The organism is Mycobacterium sp. NGS50, from assembly GCF_059812545.1.
This window is the reverse complement of sequence record NZ_JCALCW010000008.1, coordinates 46588-64489: the sequence shown is the minus strand read 5'-3', so window position 1 is coordinate 64489 and position 17902 is coordinate 46588. Positions and strand designations below refer to the sequence as shown.

The following is a 17902-nucleotide window of genomic DNA, read 5'->3' as shown; positions in this document are numbered from 1 at the left end:
CTGAGACACGGACGTTGACTCTCGTCGGCGCCGTATTTGTGTTCTGCGCTGCGCTGGTCGGGTTGACGGCGGCGTTCCACCCATTCAGCGGCGGAACCAACGACCGCCTTGTCGTGGCGTTCAACGCCGCATACGCCGCCCCCGGCGTGGGTAAGGGCACCGCGGTCATGATGCACGGCGTCCAGGTGGGCCAGGTAACACGTGTCGTCAGTTTGTCGGAGGGAGGTCTTCGGCTCGACACCGAACTGGACAGAAAACCGACCGAGGGGCTAACCGACACTGTCAGCATTGATTTTCGGCCAGCCAACTATTTCGGTGTAAGCGCGGTTAACCTAACCGCGGGTACAGGCGGCAATGCGTTGCGGGATGGGATGGCAATCACCACCGTGCCCAACGGTAATTTTAGTATGCAAGCATTGATGTCGCATATCAATGAGTTGTCCGGCGGCGTACTAACACCGCAACTCATCGGAGTTATCAAGCGGGTGACTCAGTATTCCGATGGGCTGAACCCTCTGATAGAGACGATGGTGATTACGGCGAACGCGATCGCCAATGTCCAAACCGTATCTACGGCACAGCTTCTTGTAAACGCCACGGGCAACAGTGCTGAATTGCCTCCAGCTACGAACTCCGCGACAGATCTCGGGAATGCAATGGTGGTCGATAATGCGCTCATTCCATACCCTCCGACGTTAGTGGAGGGACGGGTAGTCCCTTTGGTTTCAGACGTGATAGACATCGTGTTCGGCAGAGTCGGCAGGCTGGAGGGCAGCCACATCGACGAACTCCTTCCGATGGTAACCGCCGTCAAGTCGTTGACCGACGTGGTCCCCCCATTGATCAGTCCCGAGGGCGTTACGGAGACGATTGTCGAGCTGCGCTCACGGTTCGAGAAGATGTGGGGTGGCACGCCCGAGCAGAGCGCTCTTCAGGTTCAAATTGTGCTGGACGAGCTTCCCGGCATAGCAGCTCCCCTGGGATTTGCTGGGGGGTCCCGATGAAGCCGCGTGGAGCATTATGGAAAATCGTTCTTACCGCAGCTGCAGCCGGTGTTGTATTTGTGCTGATTTCCAATACCATAAAAGCGCCGATGGCGGCCCCGACACGTGCCTACACCGCGGATTTTACCGACGCCGCCGGGTTGCACACTGGTGCAGACGTGCGGGTGCGTGGAATTCGAGTCGGGAAAGTGACCGCCGTCGACCTCCTCCGACTCGACGGCAGCAGCGTCGCGTCGGTCTCGTTCACACTCGACCAGCGCTACGGTGTCGTGCAAACAACGCGGCTTGCGATCAAATACCAGGCACTCACTGGGCTTCGATATATCGACGTGATCCACCCATCGCAAGATGATCCGACAGTGCACGTTATGGCACACGCTTCGACCGCGATGACTCAACCGTCGTTTGATATCACTGCCTTGTTCAACGGACTGGAACCGGTGCTCGCCACTCTCAGCCCCAACGATATCAATACCTTCACGGCGAATGCCGCTGCGCTCCTGTCAGGTGATGGCGGACTGGAGCAGTTCCTCGACAGCATGCACAAGCTCACCCGATTCGTTTCCGACCGGCAACAGGTCATCACCTCATTAGTGCGCAATCTCTCCGACATCGCGGACGCCATGGGCGGGCATTCAAAAGACGTTATCGAACTCTTAAAGCTGGTGGACACGGCCAGCGATGCCGTCCTCCAAACATTGGATGAATTGAGAAAAGCCGATCTATACGGCCCCAGATTCACGAGCAACGTCGTTCAGCTCCTAAACAACATGGGCCTAACACCCGGAGGCGATATCGATGAGGGGTTCGATCGTGCCTTCACTAACTTTGACGACTTGACCGACGCATTCAAGCTGATTCCGGTCATGTGGGAAAACATCCCGCCCCCTTCTCCTGCCGGGGCACCCTTGCCATGTTCACGAGGACGCGCACAGTTACCAGCCGACGTCGACATACTGCTGAATGGGCGACGGGTGATGATATGCAATCGGTGAAGGTGCTCCGGAATCCGGTTTTATGGGGCGTCGGCGGGCTCGCCGCGGCAACGGTTGTAGCGCTGGTGGCCGGTTTGCTCTATGTCAGTCCGCCAGGTCAGAACATCGTTACCTTCTACACCGACGACGCGGCATCGATCCGTCCCGGTATTAGCGTCCGGATCGCCGGCATACCTGTCGGCAAAGTGAAGGACCTATCCATCGAACCAAGCCAGGTGCGGGTGCGTGCCGCGGTGGACCGGCAGGCATTCGTCGGTGATCAATCCCAGGTGCAAGTACGTATGTTGACTGTGATTGGCGGATACTACGTGAACATCGTGTCGCTGGGCAGCAATCCACTCGGCACCAACGCGATTCCCGCCGCGCGGGTGAAGATGCCCTACAGCTTGGCGCGATCCCTTGCCGACTCGACGGAGGTGACCGAGGGCCTCGATGCAGCGCCGATCAATCAATCGCTGAACGAGTTGCAACGCGGATTGAGGGGAAACAACGCCGACACTTTAAAGGCCCTCGTCGACGCTGGGAACGCCGTGGTTTCGGCGATCGGGCGGCAGCGCGGCCAGTTAACGTCAATCCTCGACATGTCCGAGGAATACATCGTGAGCATCGCCAACTACCGTGATCGACTTCAAGAGACGCTGCGAAAGATTGCAATATTCGAGGAAGCTCTGACGGTATACGGTAACGGCCTCGCGGCTGCCATAGCCGGTCTGGGCGATGTCCTCGACCGATTGACCGCGGTGGGCAACTTCTATGCGGGGCACCGCGATGTGTTTCTCGAAAAGGTACGGAACTGGCAGGAGAAGGCACGGATGTGGTCTGCGCGCAACGGACTAGTGGTTCGGGCGCTGCGGCGGCTGCGGAACTGGATTGAGCGCGTTGCCGACGCCCAAAATGCGCCACCGGAGTTACTGGCCACCGACCTCTGCTTCCCGGTACCAGGAGCCTCGTGCTGATGGCCCTCTCAGTGGGAAACCGGGCCGGGCGGGCTGTCGTCAGCGTGCTGGTGGGAATCGCGGCGGCGGCGGCCGCAACATCATGTACACTGTCCGCCGATCGAAATGCCGCGCAGTATTGCGTATTGTTGCCGGACAGCATAGGTCTCTACGTCAAGAATCCGGTGACGCAGATGGGTTACCCCATCGGGTCCGTCACAACGATCACTCCCGCTGCGGCGGCCGTTCGCGTCGACTTCACCATCACCGCCAACCGGAAACTACCCGCCGAAGTCCAAGCGGTCATCAGATCACCGTCACTGCTCGCCGACCGATCGCTCGAACTCGTCGGCAACTACAGCTCCGGACCCGCATTGCCGTCAGGCCAATGCATTCCACTGAGCAGGGCATCGACCCCCAAGAGCCTCTCGCAGGTGATCGGGACAGCGACCAATTTGATCAACGCTATCTCACCCGAGGGGTCGACCAACGTCGGTGATGCGGTCAACGGGCTCGATCAATCGTTGCGCAACACCGGCACGGGCATCAATGAGCTATTCAGGACGTCGTCGGCGCTCCTCGACCATCCCGACGCGGCGATCAGCGACATCGGGTCGATTATCACGGACTTCGCGCAATTGACATCATGGATGAAGGACAATGGCCCGCTGCTTAAACAAGTCCTTGTCGATCTTCAGCAGATTGGCCCTAACATCGTCACAACGCTTGACGGCGGTGATCGCATTCTGAAGCCGCTCGATCGGATCCTGCCAATCCTGGTGGACCTGCAACTATACCTCGGAGACGAGATTCAGATCACGCTTGACACGGCCGCCGTTGCGCTCAGAAAAATGAGCCCGCACGCGACATGGCTGGCCGATCTTTTGAATCCAGTACCGTGGTGGATTAATACACTGGCCAACCACTTCAATAATCGCCAATTTAGTATCTCGTATCGCCCGCCGCTGTATCGCATCCGCACTCCGGACGGCCTCGCGATGTGCGGAATAATGAACGCAGCAACGCCGGGAAGTTGCGCCGATGTGGCAGGCCAACCCTACGCCGTCGACGTTGCGCTACTGCAGTATGTGCTAACGGAGGCTAGTCGATGAGTCGCGCTGCTCGGCTTCTGGTACTCATATTGTGCACGTGCATCGTCTCGTCGTGCACGACGTTGACAGCCGAAAGATTGCCTCTACCCGGCAAGGGAAATCCTAGCGGATTCGACATTATCGTCGAATTCGCCAATGTGCTGAATCTGCCCGACCACGCAAGGGTGATGTTAGACGGTACCAAGATTGGGACAGTTGCCACCGTTGTCAATAAACGCGATTTCGTCGAGGTGACAACGCGGATCAACCCGGCGATACGGGTGCCATCGAATGCTCGGGCCGTGCTGCAACAGGCTACTGTGCTCGGCGATATCTATGTCTCCCTGGCCCGTGCTCCCGCCGAGGCGCCGGCACCTCCGCTCGGGCCGGGGGGGCGAATTCCGCTCGTGAACACGACCGCCCCTCCTGAGCTCGAAGACACCATAGCCAATCTCGCGACGTTTGTGACGAGCGGGTCAATCGAGCGGGCACAGCGGTCCATCATCAACCTCAACCGGATAATGCCCGGGCGTGACCAGATACACAAAATCTCCACCCAACTTGGCGCCGATATCTCGGATCTCGCGAACAACATGGAGCTAGTCGACGCCTGGCTGCACAACCTGTCCGCCACGGTGGAACTCGCGCATACCCATATTCCCGACTATGTCAAATGGTTCTCGCCGGCCGGCATGGCCGATTGGAAACGGATCACTACGGTTCTCACGTACATCAACGTCACATTCAATAAAACTGGGATGGTATACAACGGTGGATACTGGGCACTGCCTTTGCTGAATTCGTTGAGTGATGCCATGGGGGCGGTCCAACATTCCAAGTGGGCCTTCGAGGACGAGTGGCCTGCCTGGCGTCGGTTGTTCACTGATACATTTCTCCCTCAGGATAAATATCCGGCGATCAATATCACCTCGATTATCGCCCCCGACGGGCGTGAACTATCAGACAACGTCCACGATGTCCTCCGAATCCTGGGAGCGACACCATGAATGCGCGAGTGGTCTTTTCATTCCTCGTCTTCGCCGTCATCATCGCAGTGGCAATCGGATATCTGAGAGTGCAGGGCATCCGAACAGGAATGCCCGCAGACCGGACCAATATCTCGATGACCGTATCCGACGCCAATAGTTTGGTACCAGGGTCCAATGTGCTACTACGGGGCGTGCCGGTAGGAAAGGTCAGCGCGATCGACGCGACGGCCGGCGGGGCAACCATTCACTTCTACATCGATGACCGCTTTCACATCCCAGCAGCCACCGACGTGCGGCTGGACAACCTGTCCGCGCTCGGCGAGTCATACATCGGGTTGTTCCCACGAACTGGCGATGGGCCGATGTTGCGCGACGGCCAGCACCTTGCAGCTGAGTCGGTTATACAGCAACCCTCGATCTCGCAGTTCATTGCAAGCGTGGTGCGAATCCTTCAGCAGCTGGAACCTGGCCCGTTTCAGCGAATCATCAGCGAAGTCGATACCGCCCTGCCGGACGCGGGGGGTGTGCTACCTAACCTGTCCCGTACCGCGCTGCTGCTGCGTAACATCGCCGCGGACATGCAGGGCCGCGGCCAGGAACTGCTCGGTAACTTCCAGAGTTTCTTACGTAGCTCCGAGTGGATAAACCCGGTTTTGTCGTCTGTCGCGACAACCATGGCGGGGACCGCCGCAGTGTTTCGCCTGGTGGTTGCTTCCGCTGTCAACGACGCGTTACGGGGGCTCAAGTATGACCCGCATCCAGAGAACACGCCAGATGGATACGGCGACCTGAAGATCGCGATCGATCTGGCCCTCGGGCTCTTCGACAGATTGCAGAATTTCCTAGACTCGACCAGTCCCGACATCAAGGTCTTCGGGCAGGCGTTTTTACCCAAGCTCCAAGGGATCTCGGGAGCTTTGATGAATTTCGATAGCGGTCAGATTCTGGCCAACGTGCTGGCGGCGGTACCCGACAGCGGCGCGATCACGCTCCACGTGAGCATCCCGCAGAACTGAGCAGATGCGCAACACTCATGTTGAAACCAGGAGGGAGATTCCGGAGATGGGAACCGTGATTGACGAAGCGCGAAAAGATGCAGAAGCCGAATTGGCGGAGGTCGATTCGGGGGCACCCGCAGCAGTGAGCGAGTCGAAGACGGCGGCGCCGGGGCCGCGTCGGCTGTCAGTGTCCGTGCGGAGCCTGGTGATCACGATGGTGATCGGCGTCCTGCTCGCCGCTGTGGCGGTGACGACGTGGTTATATGTGGATGCGCAGAAGACACTCGACGCTCAGTCCCGCCTGGCGCGAGATCACGCGCGTGCCGAGCAGGCCGCCCTCGACTACGCGGTGAACGCCGCGGCAATGAACTATCAAGACCTCAGCGGCTGGAAGATCAAACTGGTTGAGGGCACCACCCCCGAATTGAAAGACAAGTTGACCAAGGCGGCGACCTCGATGGAACAGATCCTGGTCCCGCTGCAGTGGGATTCGACAGCCCAACCGCTCGCCGCGAAAGTTCGATCCGAAACAGCAGGGGTCTACACCGTCGACTGTTTCGTGGGCGTTGTCACGAAAACCGTTCAGGCGCCTGAAGGATTGCAGTCGACGGCTACATACAGTGTCACGATCGAAAGCAACAACGACTGGCAAATCAGCGATGTCGGTGGCATCGGCACCGTGGTCAATCAGAAATAGGTGCGCGGATGTTCGGCCTGCGCGTTCGAAGAGCTCACACGGTGGCGCAGCCAGCTGTGCCGACCCGGTTCAAGGCGGCGACGTCTCAGTGCGCACGACCTCGGCGTGTGGGTGTGGCCTCATCATGCATGGTGGTTGCCTTGTCTGCGACAGCTGTCGTGGTCGGGCCGGCGTCCACGGCGGACCCCCCCTCCGATAGTGAGTTAATCCAGCCGTTGCCCGTGATCACGCCAACGCCCTCGAACTGGGCGCCGAAGTTCCCATTTCCTTACGATCAAACCAGGGGAAGCGTCACCGACGCTGACGTCACCGCGGAGCGGGAGATGTGCCAATGGTACAACGCTCAATACGACATACTGATACGCCAAATCGACAGAGTACAGTTCAATCGGATCACACCTAACGGACCGGGTGTCATCACGGGCTCGGGTAGCGACTGGGACTACAGCAGCGACGGTATTCAGCAGCAGGTCGATATCGTCACCACAAATATCGACCAGACGGAAGATTTCCTCGCGCCCCGCGTCCAGGCGCTCACGCAGACCACAGACTTCGCCGGCGACGTGTACTTTCCTCTCTACGAAGCCGAGAGCTTCTATCTGCTGTGGCAGCACCTTTCCAACGTAAGCGCCGGAATCAAAAGTCATCAGCCCGACTGGGTTACAGGGCCGTCGGTGCAACGAGTAAAGCGCTGGGGAACCAGGATCAACCGTTCGCATGTATGCCAGTAGGGGATGAGGGCTTGAGTTGATGAAATGCCGACGGGCACAGCGCCGTAGGCGCTGGTTGTGCCAGACGCGACAATATCAGTGTTGGCCCTGGAGTGTGCGGGTAGGTCTGATCGGGATCGTGTGTGTCATCGGTGTCCTCACGATGCCCCGTGCGCTGGCCGATCCGATAGCCAGCTTGCGAGATGGCGTGGCGGCACTGTCCAACATAACGTCGTGTGGGCCGCTGCACTACAACGCGGCTGCCGCGCAGGCCGCCGAATCCGTGGTTCGGTCGACCAGCGATTACCTTGACCACACGGCCAGGGCTCTGCCGATCAACGACGATCCCGTTCCGGAGTTACGTCGATTTGGCTACAGCGGCAGCAAAGGACGTATTCTCCAGGGGCACGGGACTGAGGCGGCAGCCATAAAGTATGTGCTGTTAGAGGGGGTCGCGGCAAAGCCTGACTGTTACACGGACTTTGGCGTGGCGATGCTGGCGAATTCGTCGACCGGCTACACGTTAGCGTCGGCGGTGCTGGCGGGTCCGTAGAGGAATCATGCGCGCAATTCAAGTCTTGGGACATCTCCCGACTCGCCTATTGGTCACACCGATTGCCGCGATGATCGGAATCGTTGCCACGGTTACGGCTCCGGACGCCCGCGCCGACGATACCGTGACCTATGAGATCGTTTCAGAAAAGATCTCCGCAGCCAACGTCGAGTACTTCGATCATTCTGAACGCAAGGCGTTAGAGCGGGTTCCGCTGCCGTGGCGAATCGATGCGACAGTCCTCAGGGCGCGCGACCCATGGCGAGATGGTGCGCAAGTGCGCGCCGATTGGCGGCCCGACGCGAAGCCGGGCAGTTGGGTCACGGTTCGTATCTATGTGCATGGAAAGGTCTTATGTGAAAGCACACTCGATGTGGGCGACGCGACATGCTACGGCAGCACGCCACACACCTCGTAGGTGCCGGCCGCGCAGACGCCTACCACGGGCACTGTCGGGAAACGATTGCGCGGCGCGCTCAGTGAAATGGTGCCGGCCAGTCCTCATTGCCGTGCTGACCGGAGTGACACTGGGCTCTGCCACGCCAGCACTGGCAGATCCAGCAGATCGCGAGCCCAGCCCATATCCCGACGTCAGCCGCTACCCCATACTGAGCCCGGATGAGTTCAGGATCCTGGGCAGTCCGGGGATATGGTTTCTCTCCACCTCGGGCCTGAACTGTGGAATTTGGCCCGGCGGAAGTTTTGGCTGCGCTGGAAACATTCCTGGCGCGCCCCCTGGAACTAGTCGGATCGGCAATTTCCGCGGCGATTGGAGGGTGCATTACGACCCGTCGGTGGGCGTCCGGTGGCCGCCCGGCCAAGCCGAGCGGGTACTACCACCGCATAACTCTGTGATGTTTGATGGGACCACCTGCTCTACAACGCAGGACGGCACGGTTCAGGATGGCAGCATGTACTGTGAGCGAGGGCATCTCCGGTTCTTCATTACCCCCACCGCGACGTGGCTGAATTGACGGCGGTGTGATCACGAGCTAATCGCCAACTACCAACAGAGCACCGCCTTGACCACTCGGCCAGCGCGCAAGTCGGCCACAGCCTGCTTGATATCGCGCTTCGCCTAACAAGGTACCTCCCGATCGTTGTCGGAGCGCCTAACCTCGATCGTTCACCCGTCTGACTTGTTGGCCAGAGCGGGTTCTCTGCCGGTGGTAACAAGCCGAAGGCGGCCTGCGCTCTGGGGGATCGCGAGCCCGATGCTGCCGTATTCACGTCTGCGGCGGTACCGGATAGCCGCGTGAGCCGGCCTGCTGGCGAGGCCGGGCCGATGCGCGATGTGCGGATGAGTTCACTGGGGGATGGGGATGGGTCACCGCGTGTTCAGAATCCGGACAGTTCACGGGTCGTGGCCGGCTGGAGGATGGGGGAGTGATCATGCCCGGAGAACGCTCGAGTTGAGGAGTGCCCGATGACAGTTGGGTCCGCTGTTGTGGTCGGCGTGGATGCCGATTTTGTCATGACTATCGACGGTCAGCCTGCGACCGCCAGTGACTTTGCGTCTGTGTATAACCCGGCGACCAAGCAGGTGATTGCGCGGGTACCGGTAGCATCGAGGGCGCAGTTGGATGAGGCGGTTGCCGCGGCAAGCGGTGCGTTTGTGGGGTGGTCGAGGACACCGGTTGAACAGCGGCAGGCCGTGGTGTCATCGGTGGCGGACCGCTTGGCGACCCTGGCCGAGGAGTTCATGGCGTTGCTGACCGCAGAGCAGGGTAAGCCGCGCGCCGGCGCCGAGTGGGAAGTGCTGGGTTGCGTGAGCTGGCTGCAGGAAATTGCCAAACAGTCGCTGCCGGAAGAACTGCTGGAAGACGGGCCTACACGCCGCGTCATCAGCCGCCACACGCCACTCGGCGTCATCGGCGCGATCGTGCCGTGGAACTTTCCGCTTCTGCTCGCGGTGTGGAAGATCGCGCCGGCGTTGGTGGCGGGAAACACGGTCATCGTCAAGCCATCTCCGTATACGCCGCTATGCGATCTGAAGTTTGTGCAGGCGATGCAGGATCTCCTTCCGCCCGGGGTGCTCAGTGCCGTGTCGGGGGAGGACGAGCTCGGTCAATGGATGACGGCGCATCCCGGTATCGCGAAAATTGCGTTCACGGGTAGCACCGAGACCGGTAAGCACGTCATGCGGTCGGCGGCGGGCAACCTCAAACGGATCACGCTGGAGCTCGGTGGCAACGACCCGGCCATCGTGCTTGGTGATGTTGACCCGAAGAAGGTTGCTCCGCAGCTGTTTTGGGCGGCGTTTCAGAACAGTGCCCAGTTCTGCAACGCCACCAAGCGGCTCTACATCCACGACATCGTTTACGAGGCCGTTCGCGACGAATTGGTCGCTTACGCACGAACCGTCAAGGTCGGCAATGGTGCCGACGCCGATACCGACCTCGGGCCCATCCAGAACGAGCCGCAATACCGAAAGGTGTCCAATTATTTCGACGACTGCGCCGCCAACGGCTACACCTTCGCGCTCGGTGGTCACATCGACGAGCAGCAGGAAGGCTGGTTCGTCCCTGTCACGCTGGTTGACAACCCGCCGGAGGACTCCAGGCTAGTGACAGAGGAGCCGTTCGGCCCGATCCTGCCCTTGTTGCGCTGGTCGGACGAGCGCGATGTGATCGCCCGCGCCAACAACACCCCCTGGGGTTTGGGGGCCAGCGTGTGGGGGGCGGACATCGAGGCGGTGCAGCGCATCGGGCAGCAACTTGAAGCCGGTACCGTGTGGCTCAACGAAGTTCACCAGTACTCGCCGTACCAGGTTTTCGGTGGGCACAAACAGTCCGGTATCGGCGCGGAGAATTCGTTGCATGGTCTCGCTGAGTACACCAACCACCAGACCATCACCCTCAACAAAGCCCCGGACGTCGTGGCATGACGGCAGCGGGGGCTTCGCCGCCAGCGTATGAGCCTACCGTCGGTCCCGGTGAGATCCTTGCCTATGCCGCTGAGCGCTTTCCGCACAAGGAAGCGCTGATCACCCACTGTTGCCGCTTGACCTATCGGGAGTTGGAGCGGCGTTCACGCGCGGGGGCCGCGGCACTCCAGCAGCGGCGGATCGGTCCAGGCAGCGTGGTATCGCTATATGGGCAGAACAGCTGGGAATGGATCGTCGGCTACCACGCCGCGTTGCGCGCGGGCGCAGTGGTCAACCCAATCAATTCGATGCTGACCGGGCCCGAGCTGACTCATGTTCTCAACGACTGCGGATCTGACGCGCTCCTGTGCGGTGCTGCACAAGCCGTTACGGCCGCCACCGCGCTGACCGATGTGGACTCTGTCGGCCTGCTGGTGACCTTCGGAGCCACCAACATCGAGTCCGACGACGCGTTGTCATTTGATGACCTACTCGCCGACGGCAACCGCGTCAGGCATATGCCGTACTGCCCGGCCCCCGGTGAGCTGGGCGCCATTGCCTACACATCCGGCACCACGGGATACCCCAAGGGCGCCATGCAGTCTCACCAATCGATTCTGCTCAACTGTGCACTTACCCTATCGATGCATCACCGCGGACCCCACGACGTCATGGTCACCGCCCTGCCCGCTGCACACGTGTACGGCAATGTGGCCATCAACTCCACCTTCTTGGCCGGCGGCACCGTCGTCCTGATGGACCGGTTCGATGCCGGCGAGGCGCTGCAGCTCATCGAAGGCGAACGCGCCACCCTGTTCGAAGGGGTGCCCACGATGTATTCGATGCTGCTCGCCCACCCAGGGATCGAGACGACTGACTTATCGAGCCTGCGACTGTCGACGGTCGGTGGCCAAACCCTGGCGGTGGCAGTGCTTGAGGACTGGCAACGCCGCAGCCGTGCGCCGGTGATTGAGCTGTGGGGCATGACTGAGCTTTCCGGCCTGGGCGCCACCCACAGCGTGCTCGCACCACCAGTGCCCGGGTCCATTGGCGTCTCACTGCCCGGCGTCGACATGCGTATTGGCCCACTGGATGGCTCGGACCGCGAATTGCCTCCCGGTGAACGGGGCGAACTGCAGGTGCGCGGTCCCATCGTCATGTTGGGCTACTACGGAAAGCCGGAAGCGACAGCGGAGACCATCCTTCCTACCGGATGGCTGCGTACCGGGGACGTCGCCTACCGCGACAAGACTGGTCACTTCTTCATTGTCGACCGGATCAAAGACATGATCATCACTGGTGGCTACAACGTCTACCCAGCTGAAATCGAGCGGGTGATCGCCACGCACCCGGATGTCGCGATGGTGGCGGTCGGCCGACGATCCGACCGGGTCCGCGGTGAAATCGCTGTCGCGTTCGTCGTCGCGAAGCCGCAAACAGCCCCGACTGAAGAATCCGTGCTGGATCACTGCGCGACGACGCTCGCCGCCTACAAGCGACCTCGTGCGGTCGTCTTCGTTGCACAACTACCTACGACGTCGTCCGGGAAGCTCGTTCGGCGCAAACTCATCGACATCGATCCGGTGGCCTCACCGTCATCGGTGTGATCCCCTCGCGCTGGCGTTGCTCGAGCTGGGAGGATCAGACTTGGGACGGTTCCCGTCCGCTTACCGTCGCCTTGGGGTTGCGAAGCTGCCGGACCTGATCAATGTTCGCGAGGGCAACTGCCGCCAGCAGGTTCAAGCCCACCGCAGTCAACGCCAGCAGCCATCCGGTCAGCGGGCTGATCCGGTGGTATTCGTGGATGCCGATGAACGATGGGATGGTGGTGGCCATCATGAAGCCCATGCCCATGCACGGAAGCCAGACAATGAAGATCAGCCAGCGAATTCCGCGAATATGGGGCATCATCACGATCAAGATCGACGCGAGCATCATGCTGCATACCGCGTTTTGAACAACGGAGGATATCGGAACTCCAAAGACCAGCGCATGGTTGCTGTAGTAGAGCATCAAGTGAAGTCGCACCACGATCATCTCGACGACAACCTCGCCCACGCCGATCGCACCGGTGACGAGTAGCAGTTGCGTAAGACTCGCGCCGCGCAGCATCAGGCCGTACATGACATAGGTCGCCACGCCGAGTGTCAGCCAGACGCACACATCTGCAAGCGGCATCGGCCGTCCGAGGATGGTAAACAGGTGAAGCGGGGCTTCTTTGGCGATGTAAATGCCGCCAATGATGTCACCGAGAGGCTCTGCGAGCACGGCACACATTGCAGAACTGATCAGCAGCCATAGGGGGAGGACGCTTCTTGTGCGGCGAGCTTCGAACACCATATAGATCACGGCGCCGACCCCAATCACCGCCATGAGGGTGGTGAAAATTTTGAAGGCTTCGGGGCTGGCCGGAACAAAGTCGCACGGTACCGGTTGAATGCCGACCGGGACGGGTGAAGTGCCGTCGGTGGCCGGTTGGCAAGCCATGAACGCTCCTTCTCCGCAGGCGCCCCTCCGAGGTGGTGCTACATAATAAACATATTGTGTAGCGAACGACAAGCCCCGTTTGGGACACGCTGGCGTCTGTGGTGCCGCAGCGGTTGGTGTGCCGTGAGCTGCTGAGCTAGGCCTCCACCGCCCCAAGTCGGGCGCCTTCACCGCAGTGCAAATTGCCGTCCGCGTCGGAGGCTACCGCCCAAACAATCACTGCGCCAAAGAGAACGGCAGTCGACAGGCAGCAGTCCGGCAAATTCGAAACAACTGCCCCAAGGACGCCGGCCCGCCCACCGTGTGGCGGCAGACCACGCTGAACAAGTTCCGCAAGGCATTCTCCGCCGTCGGCCAGTCAAGCGGTTCGACGACTCACCTGAGGCCCTGGCTGCGACAATCGAACCGATTCGCCAGATCGGATGGCGGGTACCCGGGGTAGGTCAGCGCGTAACCCGCACCCGCCGAAATCGCGACTACAGTAGTCGCCGCGGCCGTCTCCTTGATTACCGCCAGGTCGTTCTCGTCGACCATCACCGTAGTCTTCTTGAACGCCATACGAGTATGGTCCGAGCGCCACAACATCGCGGCTTGTCGCTGGCGCGCGCACATCAATACGCCGCAACGCGGGCCGTGAACGGTGCGGCGGGAGGGAATGTCGCGATCGGGAACCAGCGCTCAACTGGTCGTCCGTAGGTTGGTCGAGGGTGAAGCGATGCTAGCTGCCTTGGCCAGCGGCGACGGGAACCGCGGGCTGACCCGCACCCCGCCCAGCCAGTCGGTCAGGTCGTCGGCCCGCCGCTGCAGTACCCGCCGCCCGTCGCGGCCGGGATCCTCCAGCAGTTGCAGCTGCACCCGTGCGTCGGCGTCCTGGCACCAGCCGCCGACGATCCGCCCGTTCCACCAGGCCGTCGGGCCGATATTGCCGGTGCGGTCGAACAGCTGGCCGCGGTGCCCGCCGAGGTACCAGTCGCGGTGATACCAGCCCATCGGGGTGACGTCCAGGGCGGGCAGCAGCGCGCCCCACGGCGCAACGCCGGGGTCGGGTTCCAGGTCGTCGGGCAGCGCGCAGCCGGGTGCGCCGTGCAGGTTGACGTCGACGGCGCCGATGTCGCGCAACGCTTTTCGGACCGCGGTCTTGGTGCTGCCGAACCACCAGGTGATGTCCTCGGCGGTGGCCGGGCCGAACGCCGCCAGCCAGGCGCGGGTCAGTTCGGCGCGCGCCGCGTCGGCGCTCACCGGGGCGTTGGGCCCGCCCAGCCATTCCGCGGCGGCGGCCCACCGCGGCCGCGACACGGTCCATCCACCGTCGTTGGGGCCGCGCACGATCTCCCCGCGCGCGGACAGCACCGTCATCACCCGCGGCGCCAGCGGAGTGGTGCCGCCGTAGGGCTTGCCGGGCGCCGGGTCGTAGCTGCCGGCCAGCTCCGGCAGTGCGGTCCGCAACTCGGCACTGCTGGCCGGGCCGTGCTGGTCGAGGTGCTGCAGTACGGCGGCGGCGGCCCGCTTGAGCCAGGTTTCACTGTCGGCGGCCACCCCGGCCTTGACGGCATCGGCGATCAGCCGACGGCTTTCGTTGTCGGCGACCCGGTCACTGGCGGCGGCCTGCACCGCCGTGAACCGGTCGGCGCCGATCAGCCACAGGGTGCGCCGCATCGCCAGGTGCTTCACCACCGACCGGTCCCGGTACAGCGCGCGATCCAGGTCGCCGGTGGCGAAGCCGGCCGATCGCGCCCACAGCGACAGGTATGGGGTGGCGGGATCGCTGCCGTGCAGACCGATCAGCGCGGTGGTGATGTGCGCGATCGAGTCCTGCTGCGCGGCCAGGAAGTGCCTGCGCGCCAAGCGGTTGCGCCGCTCCGCGACGGAAAACGACCGCACCGCTCAGCGCTGCTCGTCGCGCATCGCAGCGCGAATCTCGTCCAGCCGGTCGGCGGCCGCCCGCTGCCGGGCCGCGTACTGCTCCTCGACGGCGGCCCCCTCCGGCGTCTCGGCGTCCAACTCGGCGGCGCCCGCCGCGGTGCTGTACCGGCTTTCGATCTTCTCCCGCACGGATTCGAAGCTGGGCACGGTGTCGTGGGACATGGCGCCATCGTACTCCGGTCATCCGACATCCCGGCGGTGAAAATCGGTGGGGCAGCGCGGCGTGCCGGTGCTACGGTGCCCGCCATGAACCTCGATGCCCGCGCCTTCGCCGAGCGGTGGTGTGCGAACTGGAACGCGCACGACGTGGACGCGGTGCTCGCCGAGTTCCACGAGGACATCGTCTTCACCTCGCCGGTGGCTGCCACGCTGCTACCGCAGACGGCGGGCGTGGTCCGTGGCAAGCCGGCGCTACGCCGCTACTGGCTGGCTGCCGTGCAACACGTTCCGGACCTCCGGTTCGCCGTCGAAGGCGTCTACCAGGGCATCGACACCGTCGTCATCACCTACCGCAACCAGAACGACCACCTCGTCAACGAGGTCCTCAAATTCGACGACGGCCTGGTGATCGAAGGGCACGGCACGTATCAGGTTGCGCGGTAGGGGGTTCTGAACTGCTCGGCGTTATGTGAGTAAACGTGATTCCGGGAGGATCGGATGCCGGTGCCTGCTCGCCGGTTGGAGTCGGGGACGATGTGGGTCGATGCGCCGGAGGCCGGGGAGTCGGGACGCACCGTCGTTTATGCGCGGGTGTCTTCGCATGATCAACGGGCTGATCTGGATCGGCAGGTTGCACGATTGGCTGATTGGGCGACTTCGAATGGTTATGTGGTCGGCGAGGTGGTGACCGAGGTCGGGTCGGGTCTGAACGGGAAGCGCCGGAAGTTACGGCGGGTTCTGTCGGACCCGTCTGCTTCGGTGGTGGTCGTGGAGCATCGGGATCGGTTGGCGCGGTTCGGGGTGGAGCACCTCGAAGCGGCGTTGTGCGCGCAGGGCCGCAGGATCATCGTTGCCGACCAGGGCGAAACTGACGATGATCTAGTGCGCGACATGATCGAGGTGCTGACCTCGATGTGTGCACGTCTGTATGGCCGGCGTGGGGCGCGGAACCGGGCGATGCGTGCGGTGACCGCCACCAAACAGGCCGAGCCTGTCGGGGTGGTTGCTGGTGGCTAGGTTCGAGATCCCCGAGGGTTGGACTGCGCAGGCGTATCGGTTCGCGTCGGATCCCACACCAACGCAGTTGCGCGGGTTGACCTCTCATGCCGGGGCTGCGCGTTTCGCGCACAATCACATGCTCGCGTTGGTCAAGGCCGTGATGGATCAGCGGAGCGCTGAACGCAGTTACGGCATCGGCGAAGCGGAGTTGACCCCGTCAGTGGGGTGGTCGTTGCCGGCGCTGCGCAAGGCGTGGAATCAGCGCAAGCCCACGTGCGCGCCGTGGTGGGGCGAGAACTCCAAGGAGGCCTACAACACCGGTCTGGACGGGTTGGCCCGCGGATTGGATGCGTGGTCGAAGTCCCGGACGGGGCAGCGCAAGGGTCCGGTGGTCGGGTTTCCGCGGTTCAAGTCGGCGCGAGCGCCAAGAGCGGTGCGATTCACCACCGGGGTGATCCGGGTCGAGGCTGATCGCCGCCATGTCACGTTGCCACGCCTGGGTACGGTCCGTACCCATGAGTCGACCCGCAAGCTCGCCCGACGGATCGAGACCGGCACGGCGCGGATCCTGTCGGCCACCGTGCGTCAAGACAGTGCTGGGCGCTGGCATTGCGCCCTGCAGACCATCGTGGCGGGCAAGGCCCGGCCCGCTCACGCACGGCCGTCCCCGCATTCGGTGGTCGGTGTCGACGTTGGGGTCAAAGCCGACAGTCTGCTGGTCGTGGCTACACCCGACGGGATCGAGGTTGACCGCGTCGGTGCGCCGAAGTCGTTGACCGCGGCGCAGGCTCGGTTGCGGGCGTTGCAGCGCCGAGCTGCGCGCCAGCGTGGCCCCTACGACCCGGCAACGAAGGCCAAGCAGGTGCCGTCGAATCGGTGGCGGCGCACTCAGGCCCGGATCGGCCGCACTCATGCTCATGCCGCCGCGGTGCGCCGCGACGTGCTGCACAAGGCCACCACCGCCCTGGCCCAGCAGCACCAGGTGGTGGTGGTCGAAACGTTGAACGCCGCCGGTATGCGCACCAAAGGCGGCGCCTACAAGCGGGGTCTCAACCGGGCGCTCGCTGATGCTGCTTTGGCCGAGATCCGGCGCATGCTCGGCTACAAAACACGGTGGTACGGCAGCCATCTGGTGGAGGCCGACCGTTATTTTCCGTCGTCGAAGACGTGCACGGCCTGTGGGAGGCGAAAGCCAAACCTCACCCTGGCCGATCGAGTCTTCGACTGCGACGACTGCGGTCATCAGATCGATCGTGATCTGGGGGCTGCGATCACCCTCGCCCGACTCGGCGTACCCACACAGGTGGGTGAACAGAGTTCCGCCGGGAGTGGCCCGGTGGCAGGACGTGGAGCCACGCGTGAGACCGAACCCGCACCAGCGGGCGAGGCAGCCGGCGATGAAGCGTCAACCCCGCACCACCACCCGGTGGATCAGACGGGGACCGCCTCCCCGCAAGGCGAGGCTGCCTAATGGACAAGCGGACTCACATTCGCTC

At 62.4% G+C, this 17902-nt stretch carries 18 protein-coding genes and 1 pseudogene; 15 read left to right on the top strand and 4 right to left on the bottom strand.

The window, feature by feature from the left end:
- Positions 1–14: 14 nt before the first annotated feature.
- The 12 genes from AC5Y36_RS07785 to AC5Y36_RS07730 all read left to right on the top strand — a co-directional run bounded on the left by AC5Y36_RS07785 (position 15) and on the right by AC5Y36_RS07730 (position 12445).
- A complete protein-coding gene (locus AC5Y36_RS07785; protein WP_500040290.1) occupies positions 15–1004 on the top strand; it encodes an MlaD family protein in 990 nt (329 codons plus the stop codon).
- The gene (locus tag AC5Y36_RS07780; RefSeq protein WP_500040289.1) at positions 1001–1999 is read left to right on the top strand and encodes an MlaD family protein; all 999 of its coding nucleotides are present in this window, start codon (positions 1001–1003) and stop codon (positions 1997–1999) included. The genes AC5Y36_RS07785 and AC5Y36_RS07780 overlap by 4 nt, the downstream gene beginning before the upstream one ends.
- Entirely contained in the window at positions 1987–2955 is a 969-nt protein-coding gene (locus AC5Y36_RS07775; protein WP_500040288.1) for an MlaD family protein, read from the top strand. The genes AC5Y36_RS07780 and AC5Y36_RS07775 overlap by 13 nt, the downstream gene beginning before the upstream one ends.
- Complete coding sequence (locus AC5Y36_RS07770) at positions 2955–4046, top strand: MlaD family protein (protein WP_500040287.1); 1092 nt, start codon at positions 2955–2957, stop codon at positions 4044–4046. Before AC5Y36_RS07775 ends, AC5Y36_RS07770 begins: the two co-directional genes overlap by 1 nt.
- Entirely contained in the window at positions 4043–5032 is a 990-nt protein-coding gene (locus AC5Y36_RS07765) for an MlaD family protein (RefSeq protein WP_500040286.1), read from the top strand. Before AC5Y36_RS07770 ends, AC5Y36_RS07765 begins: the two co-directional genes overlap by 4 nt.
- A complete protein-coding gene (locus AC5Y36_RS07760; RefSeq protein ID WP_500040285.1) occupies positions 5029–6030 on the top strand; it encodes an MlaD family protein in 1002 nt (333 codons plus the stop codon). The genes AC5Y36_RS07765 and AC5Y36_RS07760 overlap by 4 nt, the downstream gene beginning before the upstream one ends.
- A 46-nt stretch (positions 6031–6076) precedes the next feature.
- Positions 6077–6709, top strand: coding sequence for a hypothetical protein (locus AC5Y36_RS07755; protein WP_500040284.1), 633 nt, complete (start codon positions 6077–6079; stop codon positions 6707–6709).
- A gap of 128 nt (positions 6710–6837) precedes the next feature.
- A complete protein-coding gene (locus AC5Y36_RS07750; RefSeq protein ID WP_500040283.1) occupies positions 6838–7440 on the top strand; it encodes a hypothetical protein in 603 nt (200 codons plus the stop codon).
- 142 nt (positions 7441–7582) lie between these two features.
- Positions 7583–7972 (top strand): hypothetical protein, encoded by a 390-nt coding sequence (locus tag AC5Y36_RS07745; protein ID WP_500040282.1) that lies wholly within the window; start codon positions 7583–7585, stop codon positions 7970–7972.
- 70 nt (positions 7973–8042) lie between these two features.
- Positions 8043–8390 carry a hypothetical protein gene (locus AC5Y36_RS07740; RefSeq protein WP_500040281.1) on the top strand — a complete coding sequence of 116 codons (348 nt, stop codon included), beginning with the start codon at positions 8043–8045 and terminating at the stop codon, positions 8388–8390.
- A 1008-nt stretch (positions 8391–9398) separates the two neighbouring features.
- Positions 9399–10859, top strand: coding sequence for an aldehyde dehydrogenase family protein (locus AC5Y36_RS07735; RefSeq protein ID WP_500040280.1), 1461 nt, complete (start codon positions 9399–9401; stop codon positions 10857–10859).
- A 116-nt stretch (positions 10860–10975) separates the two neighbouring features.
- A complete protein-coding gene (locus tag AC5Y36_RS07730; RefSeq protein ID WP_500040279.1) occupies positions 10976–12445 on the top strand; it encodes a class I adenylate-forming enzyme family protein in 1470 nt (489 codons plus the stop codon).
- Positions 12446–12479: 34 nt separating this feature from the next.
- On the opposite strand, the gene AC5Y36_RS07725 is transcribed toward AC5Y36_RS07730, so the two are convergent.
- The 4 genes from AC5Y36_RS07725 to AC5Y36_RS07710 all read right to left on the bottom strand — a co-directional run bounded on the left by AC5Y36_RS07725 (position 12480) and on the right by AC5Y36_RS07710 (position 15410).
- Complete coding sequence (locus AC5Y36_RS07725) at positions 12480–13325, bottom strand: hypothetical protein (RefSeq protein ID WP_500040278.1); 846 nt, start codon at positions 13323–13325, stop codon at positions 12480–12482.
- A gap of 375 nt (positions 13326–13700) precedes the next feature.
- Entirely contained in the window at positions 13701–13883 is a 183-nt protein-coding gene (locus AC5Y36_RS07720; protein WP_500040277.1) for a hypothetical protein, read from the bottom strand.
- A 120-nt stretch (positions 13884–14003) separates the two neighbouring features.
- Entirely contained in the window at positions 14004–15206 is a 1203-nt protein-coding gene (locus tag AC5Y36_RS07715; RefSeq protein WP_500040276.1) for a winged helix DNA-binding domain-containing protein, read from the bottom strand.
- A gap of 3 nt (positions 15207–15209) precedes the next feature.
- Positions 15210–15410, bottom strand: a complete 201-nt coding sequence (locus AC5Y36_RS07710; protein ID WP_500040275.1) for a hypothetical protein — start codon at positions 15408–15410, stop codon at positions 15210–15212.
- Positions 15411–15494: 84 nt separating this feature from the next.
- Here AC5Y36_RS07710 and AC5Y36_RS07705 point away from each other — a divergent pair, with 84 nt between their 5' ends.
- From AC5Y36_RS07705 to tnpB, 3 genes and pseudogenes are all read left to right on the top strand, one after another.
- Positions 15495–15851 carry a nuclear transport factor 2 family protein gene (locus AC5Y36_RS07705; protein WP_500040274.1) on the top strand — a complete coding sequence of 119 codons (357 nt, stop codon included), beginning with the start codon at positions 15495–15497 and terminating at the stop codon, positions 15849–15851.
- Positions 15852–15890: 39 nt separating this feature from the next.
- Positions 15891–16424: pseudogene (locus AC5Y36_RS07700) on the top strand (IS607 family transposase); the annotation flags it as partial.
- Positions 16417–17877, top strand: a complete 1461-nt coding sequence (gene tnpB / locus AC5Y36_RS07695; protein ID WP_500040273.1) for an IS607 family element RNA-guided endonuclease TnpB — start codon at positions 16417–16419, stop codon at positions 17875–17877. The pseudogene AC5Y36_RS07700 and the gene tnpB, both read left to right, overlap by 8 nt.
- Positions 17878–17902 lie beyond the last annotated feature (25 nt).